Annotated in this window: 14 protein-coding genes; 9 read left to right on the top strand and 5 right to left on the bottom strand. The window is 61.2% G+C overall.

Features of this window, described 5'->3' with window-relative positions; all coding sequences use genetic code 11:
• Window positions 1-5: 5 nt before the first annotated feature.
• The 4 genes from CVE41_RS00135 to CVE41_RS00120 all read right to left on the bottom strand — a co-directional run bounded on the left by CVE41_RS00135 (window position 6) and on the right by CVE41_RS00120 (window position 2,781).
• Complete coding sequence (locus tag CVE41_RS00135) at window positions 6-1,172, bottom strand: PrnB family protein (RefSeq protein WP_100258851.1); 1,167 nt, start codon at window positions 1,170-1,172, stop codon at window positions 6-8.
• A gap of 108 nt (window positions 1,173-1,280) precedes the next feature.
• The gene (locus CVE41_RS00130) at window positions 1,281-1,766 is read right to left on the bottom strand and encodes a GNAT family N-acetyltransferase (protein ID WP_100258850.1); all 486 of its coding nucleotides are present in this window, start codon (window positions 1,764-1,766) and stop codon (window positions 1,281-1,283) included.
• Window positions 1,763-2,236, bottom strand: a complete 474-nt coding sequence (locus CVE41_RS00125; RefSeq protein ID WP_100258849.1) for a vgr related protein — start codon at window positions 2,234-2,236, stop codon at window positions 1,763-1,765. The genes CVE41_RS00130 and CVE41_RS00125 overlap by 4 nt, the downstream gene beginning before the upstream one ends.
• 62 nt (window positions 2,237-2,298) lie before the next feature.
• Window positions 2,299-2,781 carry a copper chaperone PCu(A)C gene (locus CVE41_RS00120; RefSeq protein ID WP_100258848.1) on the bottom strand — a complete coding sequence of 161 codons (483 nt, stop codon included), beginning with the start codon at window positions 2,779-2,781 and terminating at the stop codon, window positions 2,299-2,301.
• A 179-nt stretch (window positions 2,782-2,960) separates the two neighbouring features.
• Between CVE41_RS00120 and dnaK the strand changes: the two genes are divergently transcribed.
• Complete coding sequence (dnaK, locus tag CVE41_RS00115; protein ID WP_100258847.1) at window positions 2,961-4,886, top strand: molecular chaperone DnaK; 1,926 nt, start codon at window positions 2,961-2,963, stop codon at window positions 4,884-4,886.
• A 78-nt stretch (window positions 4,887-4,964) separates the two neighbouring features.
• Complete coding sequence (dnaJ, locus tag CVE41_RS00110) at window positions 4,965-6,092, top strand: molecular chaperone DnaJ (protein WP_100258846.1); 1,128 nt, start codon at window positions 4,965-4,967, stop codon at window positions 6,090-6,092.
• On the opposite strand, the gene CVE41_RS00105 is transcribed toward dnaJ, so the two are convergent.
• Complete coding sequence (locus CVE41_RS00105) at window positions 6,089-8,404, bottom strand: patatin-like protein (RefSeq protein WP_100258845.1); 2,316 nt, start codon at window positions 8,402-8,404, stop codon at window positions 6,089-6,091. The two genes, dnaJ and CVE41_RS00105, sit on opposite strands and share 4 nt — an antisense overlap.
• A 72-nt stretch (window positions 8,405-8,476) precedes the next feature.
• On the opposite strand from CVE41_RS00105, the gene radA reads away from it, so the two are divergent.
• From radA to proS, 7 genes are all read left to right on the top strand, one after another.
• The gene (gene radA, locus CVE41_RS00100) at window positions 8,477-9,841 is read left to right on the top strand and encodes a DNA repair protein RadA (protein WP_100258844.1); all 1,365 of its coding nucleotides are present in this window, start codon (window positions 8,477-8,479) and stop codon (window positions 9,839-9,841) included.
• A gap of 17 nt (window positions 9,842-9,858) precedes the next feature.
• Window positions 9,859-10,398, top strand: coding sequence for a CvpA family protein (locus tag CVE41_RS00095; RefSeq protein WP_100258843.1), 540 nt, complete (start codon window positions 9,859-9,861; stop codon window positions 10,396-10,398).
• A complete protein-coding gene (locus CVE41_RS00090; RefSeq protein ID WP_100258842.1) occupies window positions 10,395-10,823 on the top strand; it encodes an iron-sulfur cluster assembly scaffold protein in 429 nt (142 codons plus the stop codon). The genes CVE41_RS00095 and CVE41_RS00090 overlap by 4 nt, the downstream gene beginning before the upstream one ends.
• 58 nt (window positions 10,824-10,881) lie before the next feature.
• Window positions 10,882-12,483: an MFS transporter gene (locus CVE41_RS00085; protein ID WP_100258841.1), complete on the top strand. Its 1,602-nt coding sequence runs from the start codon at window positions 10,882-10,884 to the stop codon at window positions 12,481-12,483.
• On the top strand, window positions 12,476-13,519 hold the full coding sequence (gene alr / locus CVE41_RS00080) for an alanine racemase (protein WP_100258840.1): 1,044 nt from the start codon (window positions 12,476-12,478) through the stop codon (window positions 13,517-13,519). Before CVE41_RS00085 ends, alr begins: the two co-directional genes overlap by 8 nt.
• Before the next feature lie 67 nt (window positions 13,520-13,586).
• Window positions 13,587-14,144: a polyhydroxyalkanoate synthesis repressor PhaR gene (gene phaR / locus CVE41_RS00075; RefSeq protein WP_100258839.1), complete on the top strand. Its 558-nt coding sequence runs from the start codon at window positions 13,587-13,589 to the stop codon at window positions 14,142-14,144.
• 44 nt (window positions 14,145-14,188) lie between these two features.
• The gene (gene proS, locus CVE41_RS00070; RefSeq protein WP_100258838.1) at window positions 14,189-15,730 is read left to right on the top strand and encodes a proline--tRNA ligase; all 1,542 of its coding nucleotides are present in this window, start codon (window positions 14,189-14,191) and stop codon (window positions 15,728-15,730) included.
• Window positions 15,731-15,767: the final 37 nt, after the last annotated feature.

Here is a 15,767-nt window from a genome sequence, read left to right as displayed (position 1 = left end):
CATCTTCAGGTGACCAGTTGAGCGCGATTTTCGTCGCGATGCTTCTTGAGGTACTTCATGAATGGCGTGCCTCCCGTACCGACATCGGGATCGTTGCCTGCGATGCTGCCAGCCTGCTTGTTGATGTAGCTCGCCGCATACTCGAGGTGACGGGTGCGGAAGCGGGCGGATTGTTCGAGGCAGGCGTTGAAGGCCGCCTTGAGTTCGGCATTGTCGCTAGCCGAGACGAAATCGCGGAGCTTCGATTGCGCTGCGAGATCTTCGATGAAACGGCGATGCTCGACAGGGCGGTACTGATGCAACTCGTCGAGGAAGCTCTTGAGCGGATCGTCGCTGTGGCCGACCTGGAACAGGGCGTCCATTGCCGGGACGATGGAAGACTGCGAACCCGTCTGGCCGCGCAATGCCTGCGGCTTGCCCTCGAAGCTTTCAATCCCCTCGTAGACCAGTCCGCCGTCCTTTAGTGCCGGATTGTTCGCCCAGCCGTGGATATAGGGCCGAACGCGGTGGAAATAGATGTACGGATCGCACTGTTCCGGCATCCGAGCGAAGTGATCGTAGATCCGTTCCCATGCCGCATCCATTTCCTTGAGCAAACGGATCGCTTCAGCCGCATCGCCGTCTTTGGCAATGCCCACGAGCTTGGCGGCGTTGTCCAGCAGGACGCCAGCTTCGGCTTCGATCGCGACATGGACCAGGACGAACCAGTTCTCGTCGGCGCCGCACAGGAAATTCTGATGCATGGCGATATTGTCGAGCGCGATCGGTCCCGACTTGTCGAGCCGGTACCAATTGTCGAGTACGTAGCCGGAGTAGGGCAAGAGCGGCGCCTGACCCAGTCGGTCGGCCAAGGCGCACATCGGACGGGCGAGATTGACCGGCAGGTGTTTCGGTGGATCCGCCTCGCCCCAGACATAAGCTTGCACGAGGAAGGAATAATGCACCATGGCCGTGCGGACTTCTTCCTCCGGAGCGTTCTTCACCCAATCCGAAATATCGGGATCGGGCAGGGCGTCGAGGAAATGCCGAACGCGGCCCGAGGTGAGCAATGCCGACAATATGCCGGCCGCTTTCACCATGGGGTCGAATTGTGGGGGGAGCGTGATCTCGTCGATCTCGTAATGCGAAAGATAGCCGCGCTCGCGGCTCATACCGTAGTCTTTAAGCTCCATTGTGATGACTCATCGCCGAGCGCGGGTTGGGCCGCTCGGTCAATGCGTGCATTCGTATCCATTGAAACCGGTTTGCTCAAGATACGGGTGTGGATAGCCCCGGGTCGTTCAGAGTTCGCGGACCATCTGCAGATTGCACCGCGCATAGGGGGTGTGGCGTAATTCATGCGGCTCTAGAGCGCGGAAACCCTTGCGCCGATAAAGGCGCGTGGCCGCTTCCAGGACCGAGTTCGTTTCCAGCCAGAGTGCATCGGCACCGCGGTTCCGGGCCAATTCGATGAGGCGATCGAGGATGGCAGATCCGAGGCCGGAGCCCTGCGCTGACGGATCTGTCGCCATTTTCACCACTTCCAGCCATTTTCGTCCATCGGGTGCAGGTTCATGCGGAATGGCAAGGGCCCCGCAACCGGCCACACGGCCATCCACTTCGGCAATCACGATCGCGCCGCCGGGGTCGAGAAGCGAGGCAACCGGATTTTCGAGCTGGCGCCGGTCGCGCTCCTCGATGCCGAAATACTCTTCGATCCAGCGCAGGTTGAGCGCAGCGAAGGCGGCTTCGTCACCCGCCTTGAAGCTGCGGATCAGGAAGGTCATCCCTCCGCTTCCGGAAAGTTTACCAGCAGATCGTAGGCAGAGCTATCGCCGACACCTGCGATCTTCATGCCGTTGCGCAGCCAGAAGGCGTGTTTGACGATCTCTGCCTGCTGTTCGATCCCGTAGCGTTCCAGCGACCAACCAGGCTTCAGCGAGTAATCGTATCGGGCCCAGGGCATGCGCCGGGTTACCAGATACCACTCACCGCGGGTCTGGGTCTGCCACACGTGGACCATCTCATGAATGAAGAGACCCTGCCGCCTGGTGCTGGCGGTCGAAAAGTCGTCGCAATAGTTTTCCGAAGCCGGGTGGAAATGAACATGTCCCCTGGGGGCCATGGTCACGCGGCGCGGCTGAAAAGGAAACCATTTGCGCCGCCGGATCGTGACACGCGCATAATCGATTGCCGTCCCGAAAACACTTTTCGCAAGAGCTATTTCCCCATCAGTAAGGGGCCGCTGTCCGCCGATCTCGCAGGTCGCGGGAACGGCGGCATCGTGGCTCTCGATTTCAAGCGTATCGCGAGGGTCGCTCAGCGCTCTTCCCCGGCGGCCTGGATCGGAACGGTGAAGGTGGCCGACTTGCCGCCTGCCACAGTCAGGGTCATCGCGGTTTCGCTACCGGCGACGAGATCGGGCGAAAGGTCGAAGACCATGACATGGAGTCCGCCCGGCTCGAATTTGAGCGTTTCCCCGGCCGATACCGCTTGCGGTCCGGTTTCGCTCATTTCCATCTTGCCGCTCCACTCCATTGTGCCGTGGACTTCGGTCTTACCCGCACCATCGACTTCGGCCTTGCGTACCGCGACACCGCGATCGCTATTGTTGGTGAGATCGAAGTAGATCGCCGCAGGATTTCCGGCGACTGCGGGAAGGACCATACGCGCATTTTCGATCGTCAGACCGGCCGCGTCGGTGGTTGCCGACGACTGCGCTTGTTCCTCGGCTCCTCCGCAAGCGGTAAGGGCCAGGCTGGAGCCAGCGAGCATAGCAGCGGCGAAAACGGGTTTGAACATTACGGAAATTCCCTCCTGTTGATGGCGCAAAAAACTAGCGGGGGACCTCCCTTGTGCCAAGAAAAACCGCACCTATATCGCTCGGGTAACACACCACTCGAATGAGCCGCCGACCGGTTCCGCCTCTCGTGGGGGACCAGACGCGCGGTGTCCAACAATGTGAAACTTATGGGGAAACCATGGCTAAAGTAATCGGTATCGACCTCGGCACCACCAACAGCTGCGTTGCCGTGATGGACGGCGGCAAGCCGAAGGTCATCGAAAATTCCGAAGGCGCGCGTACCACGCCTTCCATCGTCGCCTTCACCAAGGACGGCGAACGTCTCATCGGTCAGCCGGCCAAGCGCCAGGCAGTAACCAATCCGGACAACACGGTTTTCGCGGTGAAGCGCCTTATCGGCCGCCGTTTTGATGACCCGGTGACCAAGAAGGACACCGAGCTGGTCCCCTATGACATCGTCAAGGGCAAGAACGGCGATGCGTGGGTAAAGGCCGGCGGCGAAGAATATTCGCCCAGCCAGATTTCCGCTTTCATCCTCCAGAAGATGAAGGAAACGGCCGAGAGCTATCTTGGCGAAAAGGTGGAGCAGGCTGTCATCACCGTTCCGGCATACTTCAATGACGCGCAGCGCCAGGCAACCAAGGATGCCGGCCAGATCGCGGGTCTCGAAGTGCTGCGCATCATCAACGAGCCGACTGCGGCAGCGCTCGCCTACGGTCTCGACAAGGAAGATGGCAAGACCATCGCAGTCTACGACCTTGGTGGCGGTACCTTCGACGTTTCCATCCTGGAAATCGGCGACGGCGTCTTCGAAGTGAAGTCGACTAATGGCGACACCTTCCTGGGCGGTGAAGACTTCGACAGCGCGATTGTCGAATGGCTGGCCGACCAGTTCAAGAAGAAGGAAAACATGGACCTGAAGAGCGACAAGCTCGCTCTGCAGCGTCTCAAGGAAGCGGCGGAAAAGGCCAAGATCGAGCTGAGCTCGGCCCAGACCACCGAAGTCAACCTGCCCTTCATCACCGCCCGCATGGAAGGTGGTTCGTCCACTCCGCTGCACCTTGTCGAAACGATCAGCCGCGCAGACCTCGAAAAGATGGTCGGCGACCTCATCCAGCGCACGCTCGAGCCGTGCAAGAAGGCCTTGGCCGATGCCGGCGTCTCCAAGGACGAGATCGACGAAGTCATCATGGTCGGCGGCATGACCCGCATGCCCAAGGTACGCGAAGTGGTCGAAGGCTTCTTCGGTTCCAAGCCGCACACCGGCGTGAACCCCGATGAAGTCGTGGCCATGGGTGCTGCTATCCAGGCCGGCGTCCTGCAGGGCGACGTCAAGGACGTGCTGCTGCTCGACGTGACCCCGCTTTCGCTGGGTATCGAAACGCTTGGCGGCGTGTTTACCCGCATGATCGATCGCAACACGACGATCCCGACCAAGAAGACGCAGACCTACTCGACTGCCGAGGACAATCAGCAGGCCGTGACGATCCGCGTGTTCCAGGGTGAACGCGAGATGGCGGCAGACAACAAGCTGCTCGGCCAGTTCGACCTCGTCGGCATTCCGCCTGCACCGCGCGGTGTGCCGCAGGTCGAGGTTACCTTCGACATCGACGCCAACGGCATCGTCAACGTCAGCGCCAAGGACAAGGGAACCGGCAAGGAACAGCAGATCCGCATCCAGGCATCCGGCGGTCTGACCGACGCCGATATCGAGCAGATGGTCCAGGACGCGGAGAAGTTCGCGGACGAGGACAAGAAGCGCAAGGAAGGTGCCGAGGCCCGTAACCAGGCCGACAGCCTCGTCCACGCGACCGAAAAGCAACTCGAAGAGCATGGCGACAAGATCGACGCTTCGCTGAAGAGCGAAGTCGAAGAAAAGGTCGCGGCGCTCAAGACCGCGCTCGAAGGTGACGATGCAGCTGACATCAACGCCAAGGCCCAGGACCTGTCGCAGAGCGCGATGAAGATGGGCCAGTCGATCTACGAGCAGGAGCAGGCGAAGGCTTCGGCCGATGCCCCGAGCGAAGACGGCGGCGATGCCGGCAAGGACGAAGAGGTCGTCGATGCCGAATTCTCCGAAGTCGACGAAGACGCGAAGAACTAAGGCTCCTGATGAAAACCCCGACCGCCATCGGTGCGAAATGCGCCGGTGGCGGTTGGATTTTTGTCAGGCGGGATCATCATGTCAGCTACTGAAATCGACTTTTACGAATTGCTCGGCGTCAGCCGGGATGCGGATGGCGCGACGATCAAGTCCGCCTATCGCAAGCTCGCGATGAAACACCATCCGGATCGCAACCCCGGGTGCACCGAAAGCGAGAATACTTTCAAGGCGGTCAGCGCCGCCTATGAATGCCTCAAGGACCCCCAGAAACGCGCGGCATACGACCGCTTCGGTCATGAGGCCTTCACCCAGGGCATGCAGGGCGGGGGCGGTCACGGCCATCCGGGCGCCGACTTCGGCGATATTGGCGATATCTTCGAGACTATCTTCGGCAGCGCCTTTGGTGGCGGCGGCCGGGCCCAACCCCGTCGCGGTGCCGATTTGCGCTACGACATGGAGGTCAGCCTCGAAGAAGCGTTCGACGGCAAATCGACCGAGATCGAAATCGAAGTCAGCCGCTCGTGCGAAACTTGCCATGGAAGCGGCGCAACACCGGGCACGCAGAAGCGAACCTGCAACCTGTGCTCGGGTCAGGGCAAGGTACGCGCGAAACAGGGCTTCTTCGTGGTCGAGCGTCCCTGTCCCAATTGTCACGGCGATGGCGAAATCATCACCAGCCCTTGTCGGGATTGCCGCGGGGAAGGGCAGGTCGACGTTCCGCAAAAGCTCGAAATCGAGATGCCGCCGGGCGTCGATACCGGCACGCGCATCCGATTGTCGGGCAAGGGAGAGGCTGGACCGCGCGGTGCCGCCCCGGGCGATCTCTACATATTCGTGCACGTGAAACAGCATCCGATCTTCATCCGCGAAGGAACGACGCTGGCGACCCGCGTACCGATCAGCTTCACCACGGCTGCACTGGGCGGTTCGATCGACATACCGGGTCTCGACGGTGATGAGATCACCCTGGAAATCCCGGCCGGTATCCAGTCCGGGAAGCAATTGCGCCAGCGGGGTGCCGGGATGCCTATTCTCCAAGGCCGTGGGCGCGGTGACATGGTGGTCGAGATCGCCGTGGAAACCCCGACAAAGCTGAGCAAGCAGCAGCGGGAAATTCTCGAAGAGTTCCGCGAGACCGAGACCGGTGACGAATGCCCTGAAAGCAGGGGTTTCTTTAACAAACTCAAGGAAGTATTCGGCGGTTAGATCAACCGTTCGAGCACTTCGGATCTAATCTGATCGAGGAGGCCGCGGGCACATCGTCGTGCGGCCTCTTCTTCGTCCAGGATCGCGAGAAATGCTTTCTTCTTGAAGCTCCTGACCACAAGTTCGCCGGGAGCGTGGTCGACGGTCGAGCAGACGAGATCGATCATCCGTTCCGCACCGTGCAGGCGGCCCCACAGGTAGTCGTTTTCGCGATAGGACCTGCTGAAGAACGCGCCGAAATTGTAGAACTCGATCCCTCGAAGGGTGGCGCGTGTCCCGCCTTCACGAATGCTGCGCGCATCATCGGGGCTGATGCGGTCTACCTTTACCGGATCGAATTCCGTGAAACCCTCGTTGCGCAGCAGCGGCAGGGTTGCGACGTCGTAAAATGGGAATCCGAGATAGGCGAACAGCATCCGCCGCTTCAGATTGGCCGGCATCGCCTGTAGCGCCTCTGCCAGCATCTCCTCCGCCTTGTCGTCGGTATCGATGAGCAATCGCTTGCCTTCGATCATATCGAGCACCGTGCCCGGATCGCCGAGCACGCTTTGCGCGACATCGTGAAACTCCTCGCCCAGCGAGGCCAGGCCTTCCCTTTCGAAGTAAAGCGAGAGGATGGAATAGATTGCATCGCGGCCCTGCTCGAGCGCGCCGTCCGAAATCTCGGGGTCGGCCTCCCAATCGCGGGCCAGCCTGCGGGCAAGCAATCTGAGGCGCCTGATCCGGAAACCGATATCGTGCTCACGGAAAAACCCGATGGCTTCGTTGGTCGCTCCGCCATTGCCGCTTGAAAGCGTGGTCAGGCCGCGCCGTCGCAACTCCTCGCGCAGGACCTCTTCGACCGCCAACGGATCGGGAAGGTGCAGGGAAGGTGCAGCATCATAGGCCAGTTTCGCCAGCCGCGAGACGATCCCGCTGAGCTTGGCCTGAGCGTAGGAATGGAAGGCATAGCCGGCCTGTTCCGCGGCAGCCTGCTGCGCTTTCTGGCGCCAATTCTTCAATCGTTTCGGCGTTGGCCGGTCGAGAAAAAGCGTGCGCCCGAACAGCCGCTCGACAGTCGCGTCGACTTCGGGTCGCAGTGCAGCGACGATCCTCTGCAAGCGTTCTGCTTCTCGGCTCTGCTCATCGAGCTGTTCCAGGTTGTCACGGATCGGCTGTTCGCGCGGGATCGTGGAAAGCGAACCGAAAATGGCCGAGAAAAACCCGACATCGCGCGACGCGCGATCATCGCGCGAACCGAACCTGTCGGGGCGCGGATCGACATAAACGAAGCGGCGATCGACCTCTCTCTGGGCAGGTCTTCCGCGAAGCGCGGCCATCGCCCCTCCGAATGGCTTGTTCACCAGCACCGATCCGTCGATCAGTGATACCGTTTCCGTGTCGCCGCGCATCACGTGGACGGGCATGATGGTGTCGAGGAACTCTTCGCGCCCACTCCAGGCGCGACCGCTTTCCTCGGCCAGCTGGTCTATCTCTTCGATCTTGAGCGGCGGGAATGCACCTGGAAAACTCGCTGTCGCACGGGCAGCAAACACCAGTTCAAGCGGATTGGCCAGATCACATCCGCCCATGGCAGGAACCCTGCTTCGCATGGAGATGGGGAGGCGATGCTCGGTGTCCTCGACAACCGGCGGGCTGTTGAGGCGCAGGAGTTCCAGATACCCGTGGAAGTCGGTCGCGGTGACGAAAAGGTCCAGCGGATGCCCAGGCGGAAGCAGCGGAGCCTCCACCGGTGCCTCGGCCATCGCGCTGAAGGCGCGCTCCAGCAGCTTGGAGAAACCGAGCCCGGAGAATGGCGGTTCGAACCAGCGGCCGCGGATCAGGTGCGAAACCTTGCGCCTCACTTCCGCACGAGTTTCGGGCGCGACCTGTTCCGCGATTTCCGTGCCGGGACGGCTCAGGATAAAGGTCGCCAGCGGCTGCGCCCAGAACTTGCCACCGCGCCACCGCAAGCGGGCATCGGGATCGGTGAGTTCATCGACATCGGCGACTTCGAGCCAGAGGTCGGTCAGCGGTTCGAGGCTTTGCCCGGAATGGATGGCCTGTGCGAGAAACACGGCATTGATCCCGCCCGCGCTCGCTCCGCTCATGATGTCGGGGATGATCCGTAGGCGGAGCTCGTGATCTTCCTCGATCGCGGAAAGCATTTCGCGGTAAACGGCGTCTACACCGGAGGAGGAGGGCGTTCCCGAATGATAGTCGCGACTGGCCCGAGCAAGGTGCCACAATTCACGTGTGACCCCGTGCATATAGACCGCCAGGCTGACCCCGCCGTAGCAGACAAGCGCGATCCGTAGTTCTTTTTGCCGCATCGCCGAGGCTTGTGCACACTCGACGGCGCATTGGCAATTGCGTTCCGCAAATGTTCCGTCTAGCCAACACCCATGGCCAAACCGAAGAAACGCTATGTCTGTCAGGCTTGTGGCGGTGTTTCCCACCGCTGGCAGGGGCAGTGCGCCGACTGCGCGGAATGGAATACGCTTGTGGAAGATGCACCCGCTACGGTGTTCTCGCTCAAGCATGATCTGTCCAGCGGGGGGCGGGCGGTAGAATTCGTCGATCTCGACAAGCCGGGCGAAATGCCCGTGCGACAAAAGACCGGTATGGCAGAATTCGACCGTGCACTCGGCGGTGGTCTCGTTCCCGGCAGCGCGATCCTGATGGGCGGCGATCCCGGCATCGGGAAGTCCACGCTTTTGCTCCAGGCAGCCGCCAAGGTAGCGCGGGAAGGGCACGGCGTCGTCTACGTCAGCGGCGAGGAAGCGGCAGGCCAGGTGCGGATGCGCGCGGCCCGCCTCGGCCTGTCCGATGCCCCGGTAAAGCTCGCAGCGGCAACCGGTGTGCGTGACATCCTGACCACGCTTGGCACGATGGAGCCGCCCAAGTTCCTCGTCATCGATTCCATCCAGACGATGCATTCCGACACGATCGAAGGCGCGCCGGGCACGGTCAGCCAGGTTCGCGGCTGTGCCTTCGAGTTGATACGCTATGCCAAGGAAAACGGGGTCGCGCTGGTCCTCGTCGGCCATGTGACCAAGGACGGCAATATTGCTGGACCTCGCGTGCTTGAACACATGGTCGATGTGGTGATGAGCTTCGAGGGCGAGCGTAGCCATCAGTACCGCATCCTGCGCGCGCTCAAGAACCGTTTCGGTGCGGTCGATGAAATCGGTGTATTCGCCATGGCCGGGGAAGGGCTGGAAGAAGTCGAGAACCCTTCGATGCTGTTCCTTTCGGGCCGGGACCAGCAAATGGCCGGAAGCGCCGTATTCCCGGCGATGGAAGGAACGCGGCCTGTACTGGTCGAAATCCAGGCGCTGATCGTGCGTCTCCAGTCGGGCGCCACCCCGCGCCGTGCTGTTGTGGGTTGGGACAACGGCCGCCTCGCCATGTTACTGGCGGTGCTGGAATCTCGCTGCGGCCTCAATTTCAGTTCCGCCGAGGTCTACCTCAATGTCGCAGGGGGTTATCGCCTATCGGATCCCGCCGCCGACCTCGCCGTCGCAGCGGCCCTCGTCAGCGCCTTGGCGGACAAGCCCTTGCCCGACCGCAGCGTGTGGGTCGGTGAGGTCAGCCTCTCCGGTGAAGTGCGATCGGTCGCCCACGGGGGTATCCGGATGAGGGAAGCTGCCAAGCTCGGCTTCAAGGCGGGTTTCGGTCCAGCCGATGAAAAGACCGCTTCGTCAGACCTCGATTACAAGGGATTGGGACAACTCGCCAACCTCGTTGACCGTGTCATGGCGACATAATAAACCTCTCGCCGTCTATGACGGGATTTGACTACATCGTTCTGCTTATCGTCGGGCTGGCCGCCATCGGCGGTTTTTCGCGTGGTTTCATGCAGGAAGTCCTGTCGCTGGCGGCCTGGGTGCTCGCGGCATTTGCAATCCGTTTCCTCCACACACCGCTGACGCTGGCGATGCAGGAAGTCATGGGAACTGGCATCGCAGTTTCCGTCCTTGCTTTCGCGCTGCTCCTCCTCATTCCTTACGCCGCGATGAAAGTCATCGCGAACAATGTCGGGGAAGCCTCCCGCAATTCGATCCTCGGACCGATCGACCGCGTGCTCGGCTTCGGTTTCGGAGCTATCAAGGGTTTCGTGATCGTGGTGATCGGGTTCTCGCTGCTCGTTCTCGGATATGACAGCGTGTGGGACTATCGCGGCCGTCCGGTCTGGATCACCACTGCGGCGACCTATGAATTCGTGGATGGCGGTTCGCGGACGATGGTCGAAGTACTTGCCGAACGCCGCGCGCGCCTGCTTGGCGAAGAGCGGGCCGCCGAAGAAGCGGCCGAAGCAGAGTGAGCCGCCCGCCGGGTGGCACGCTCTATTCGCCTGCCTTCCTTTCGCTCGCAGTAGAACTTTCCCGATATCCCTACGACGACATGGCGCCGTTCCAAGGGCAAGCCACGTCGCGGACCTGCGGTAGCTCGATCCGTTTATCCTTCGACGATGATTTGCGATCTGTGGGCCTGCAGGTGACGGCGTGCGCGGTCGGTCAGGCGGCGGCTACGATCTTCGCCCGCCATTGTGCGAACAGGAACGCTGCCGACATGGCGGCTATGCCGGGAGCGATTGGTGCATGGCTCGATGGGATAACAGCAATGCCCGAATGGCCGGACCTGGAAATTCTCCAGCCCGCGATTGCGTATCCGGCGCGCCACGGTGCAATCCTCCTCCCGTGGAGAGCTGCCGTGGATGCGCTAGGCAAGGCTGACGGCACTCGCTAAACCCCGGCGCGCGACAAGGCATTTGGGGAGTGAGGAATTGTCTTCAGGCGAACAGATCATGCAGCGTGAGCCGACCGAGAAGGAAATCCGGCTCGTTATCGCCGCCAGCAGCGCAGGCACGATCTTCGAATGGTATGATTTCTTCATCTACGGCACCTTGGCAGGCCTGATCGGCGCGGCGTTCTTCCCGAGTGACAACGAAACGTTGCAGGTGCTTCTTGTCTGGGCAGGTTTCGCCGTTGGTTTCGGTTTCCGGCCATTGGGCGCGATCCTGTTCGGTTTCCTCGGAGACAGGCTGGGGCGCAAATATACCTTCCTCGTGACGGTGACCCTGATGGGCGTCGCGACGGCCGGTGTCGGCCTGATCCCCAGCGCCGCGAGCATCGGACTGGCCGCACCTATCATCGTGATCGGCTTGCGTATCCTGCAAGGCCTCGCGCTGGGCGGGGAGTACGGGGGCGCGGCGATCTACGTGGCAGAGCATGCTCCGCCAGAGAAGCGCGGGTTCTATACCAGCTTCATCCAGGCGAGCGTGGTCGGGGGCTTTGTTCTTTCCATCATCGTCGTGATCGCTTGTCGCGCCCTCATTCCGGTAGACGAGTTCGCCGCGTGGGGCTGGCGCATCCCGTTCCTGCTGTCGATCGTGTTGCTCGGCATTTCGCTGTGGATGCGGCTCAAGCTTTCGGAAAGCCCGGTTTTCCAGGCGATGAAGGCGGCCGGTGAAACGTCGGCCAATCCCTTCAAGGAAAGCTTGACCTATCCCGGTAATCCCAAGCGGATTTTCGTCGCTTTGTTCGGGATTACGGGCATCCTGACGACCATCTGGTATACCGCCTTCTTCTCCGGCCTTTCGTTCCTGCGCGGTCCGATGCGCGTGGAAGAGGGCATCGTGGAATGGATGCTGTTGATCGCGGGTACTATCTCCATGAGTTTCTACATCATGGTCGGCAAGTGGTCCGACAGGGTGGGACGCAAGAAGCCGATCATCATCGGCGCAATCGCATCGCTCGTGCTGCTGTTCCCGATCTTCTGGGGCATGGGTGCGCTCGCCAATCCGGGCCTCAACCAGAGCGCCGCGGCTGCACATGTGACCGTCAGCGGAGCGGCCTGCGAGTACGATCCCTTCGCGGAGGTCCAGGCCAGCGCCTGTGGCCGCGTGCTGCAGGATCTGACCGCGCTAGGCGTGCCCTATGCCATCGACGGCAACTCATCGGCGACGACGGTTTCGGTTGGCGGTGCAGCCAATGATTACGCCGCACTTGCCGATGCCGACCGCCGCTCTTTGATACAGGGGTGGCTGGAGAATGGGGGCTACAGCTTCGAACGCCAGACGCCGCCGCTCTCCAGCATTTTGGGGATCATCGGGCTGCTGCTGGTCTGCGGGATGCTGTCGGCACTGACCTATGGTTCTGTCGCGGCTTTGCTGTGCGAGATGTTCCCGGCGCGTATTCGCTATTCCTCGATGTCTATCCCCTATCACATCGGTGCAGGCTATCTCGGCGGGTTCCTTCCGCTGATCGCGGGATACATCGTCGCCATGACGGGTAACGTCTATTCGGGGCTGTGGTACACCATCGCGATCGTCGCATTCGGTCTCGTTGTTGCGTGGTGGGGCATCCCCGACGGTCCGCCCAAGGATTTCGAAGACGCGCATGGTTGATGTACCCCCGCCGACGCTAAGGCTCGATATCGACCGCGAGGCGTTGGCACATAACTGGCGCGAGCTCGACAGGCTCAGCGGCAAGGCGCGTGCCGGCGCCGCGGTGAAGGCCGATTGCTACGGGCTAGGTGTCGAGAAATGTGTCCCGACCCTGGTCGATGCCGGATGCCGCGATTTCTTCGTCGCACACTGGAGCGAGGTTGCGGACTTGCTGCCGTTTGTGCCGGCGAAGCGTATCGCAGTCTTGCATGGCCCCCTCTCGGGTGAAGAAGCCGCCTATGCACGGGAGACCGGTGTGCGCCCAGTCATCGACAGCGTGCGTCAGGCAAAGCTCTGGACCGAGGGCGGTGGTGGAGCTTGCCACCTAATGGTGGATACCGGGATTAACCGGCTCGGCATCGGTGTAGCGGAAGTATCGGAACCGGCAGTTCAGGCTCTCGAGGTGGAAGTCCTCATGAGCCATCTGGCCTGTGCGGACGAAGACAATTCAATGAATGCACGTCAGCTCGCCGATTTTCAGGCGATGCGGCCCGCAATCCAGCACGAGGCCCTGAGCCTCGCGAACAGCGCCGGAATTGCTCTGGGGACGGATTATCACTTCGACCTGACGCGGCCGGGCCTGTCGCTTTATGGCGGAGTTCCGCGCGACGAACTGTCCGGTCGAATTCGCCAAGTGGCATACCCCAAGGCGGCGATCATCCAGACGCGGAACCTGAAGGCGGGCGAGGCTGTCGGCTACAATGCGACCTTCAAAGCACCTGCCGATATGCGCATCGGGGTCCTCTCCCTCGGCTATGCCGATGGTATCCTTCGGGCATGGGGCGGGGCAAGCTTCCGGCATGGCGATGTTGCATTGCCGATCCTCGGCAAGGTCTCGATGGACATGATCGTCATCGACCTTTCCACAGCTCCCGATCTGTGTGAGGGCGACTGGGTCGAACTGCCATATCACCTGCCCGATGCTGCGCAGCAAACTTCTGTTTCCCAATATGAATTGCTTACCGTTCTGGGACAACGCTTCGATCGGTCGGCCTAACGTGTTGCGCTGCACATTGTGCACCTGCTAAGCATGGCTGCAACGCACAATAGGGAAGAGGCAATTCATGGCAAAACGCACCGCCGAGGGCGAACCCATCACTATCAAGAAGTACGCCAACCGGCGTCTCTACAATACGGACACCAGTAGTTACATCACGCTGGATGACCTGGCGAAGATGGTTCGCGAGAATGTCGACTTCCAGGTGGTGGATGCGAAGAGCGGTGACGACATCACGCATACGATCCTTACCCAGATCATCGTCGAAGAGGAAAGCCAGGGCGGCCAACAGATGCTCCCCGTCAGCTTCCTGCGCGACCTGATCTCCATGTACGGCAATTCGATGCAGGCGATGATGCCGAGCTACCTCGAAGCCAGCATGGCCAACTTCCGCAAGAACCGCGAACAGATCCAGGCGGCTTTTGCCAAGGGCATCGAAGCCAACCCGCTGGCCAAGATGGCCGAAGCGAACTTCAAGATGATGCAGAATGCCGCCGAGGCCTTCATTCCGGGTTCGCTCAAGACGGGTTCCAAGTCGGCCAAGCCGGACCAGTCCGCTGAACTCGCCCAGATGCGAACCCAGATGGCGGAAATGCAGAAGAAGCTGGACGAACTGAGCAAATAATTGCATCGGCCCGCGCCGAAACCCACCAGATACAGGAATTACCCGTGGCCCAGATCCGCCATGCCTTGAGCACCACGCGCGCCGACGATTTCGCAGCCTGGTATCAGGACGTCATCTCTTCCGCCGAAATGGCCGAGGAGTCGGGCGTTCGCGGTTGCATGGTCATTCGCCCGTGGGGTTACGGCATCTGGGAACGCATGCAGCGCCTGCTTGACGATCGGATCAAGGCGACGGGCCATTCCAATGCCTATTTCCCGATCTTCATTCCGCTCTCCAATTTTGAGCGCGAGGCCGAACACGTCGAAGGTTTTGCCAAGGAAATGGCGGTCGTCACGCACCACCGGCTGATCGCAGGCAAGGACGGTGGGCTCGTTCCCGATCCCGAAGCGAAGCTCGAAGAGCCGCTGGTCGTCCGCCCGACTTCGGAAACGATCATCGGTGACGCCATGGCGCGTTGGGTTCAGAGCTGGCGCGATCTGCCGCTCAAGCTCAACCAATGGGCCAATGTCGTGCGCTGGGAGATGCGCACTCGCATGTTCCTGCGGACCAGTGAATTCCTGTGGCAGGAAGGGCATACCGCCCATGCCGACGAGGCAGAGGCGAAAGACCACACGCTGACCATGCTCGAAGTCTACCGTGCGTTCGCGGACGAGGACCTGGCACTGGCGGTGATCCCGGGCGAAAAGCCCGAGAACGAACGCTTTCCCGGTGCTGTCGAGACCTGGTCGATCGAAGCCATGATGCAGGACGGCAAGGCGCTGCAGGCTGGCACGAGCCACTATCTCGGCACCAATTTCGCCGAAGCCAGCGGCATCAAGTACCAGAACAAGGATGGCGGCGAGAGCCTGTGCCACACCACCAGCTGGGGCGTTTCGACGCGCATGGTCGGCGGCGTGATCATGACGCATGGTGACGACGACGGCCTGCGCCTGCCGCCCAAGATCGCCCCGCAGCAGGTGGTTATCCTGCCCATGCTGCGCGACAAGCCCGAAGACGAGGCGCTGATCGACTATTGCGAGGCATTGCGTGCCACGCTCGCATCGCAGTACGTTTTGGGTGAACCCCTCCGCGTCCTTCTCGACACGCGCCCGGGCAAGGCTGCGGCCAAGCGCTGGGACTATGTACGCAAGGGCGCGCCGATCATCATCGAGGTCGGCGGCCGCGACATGGAGAATGGCGTCGTCAGCCTGCTTCGCCGTGACAAACTTTGGAACGATGAGAACGGCAAACCCGCATTCCAGACTCCGACGCGTGAAATTGCCGGCCAGACGGTGCCGGATATTCTCGCACACATGCAGTCCAGCCTGCTCATCGAAGCGCAGGAACGACGCGATGCCAACATTACCCGCGGTGTCACCGATTTTGCCGAGGTTGAGAAGTTCTTCTCCGGCTCGCGTTATCCGGGATGGGTCGAAGTCCAGTGGTCCAAGCCGACCGGGACAGAGCTGGATGAAGTGGTCGAACGTCTCAAGGCGCTCAAACTCACCATGCGCAACGTGCCGATCGGCGCAGCGCCTGTGGATGGAGACTGCATCTTCACCGGTAAACCGGCGACGGAACGCGTATTGCTCGCCAAGGCATACTAGCACCCCGTGACATGGGGCGCGCGCGTCCCCATATGGC

The sequence above is a fragment of the Qipengyuania seohaensis genome, from assembly GCF_002795865.1.
Taxonomy (GTDB): domain Bacteria; phylum Pseudomonadota; class Alphaproteobacteria; order Sphingomonadales; family Sphingomonadaceae; genus Qipengyuania; species Qipengyuania seohaensis.
This window is presented reverse-complemented; position numbering and strand designations above follow the sequence as displayed.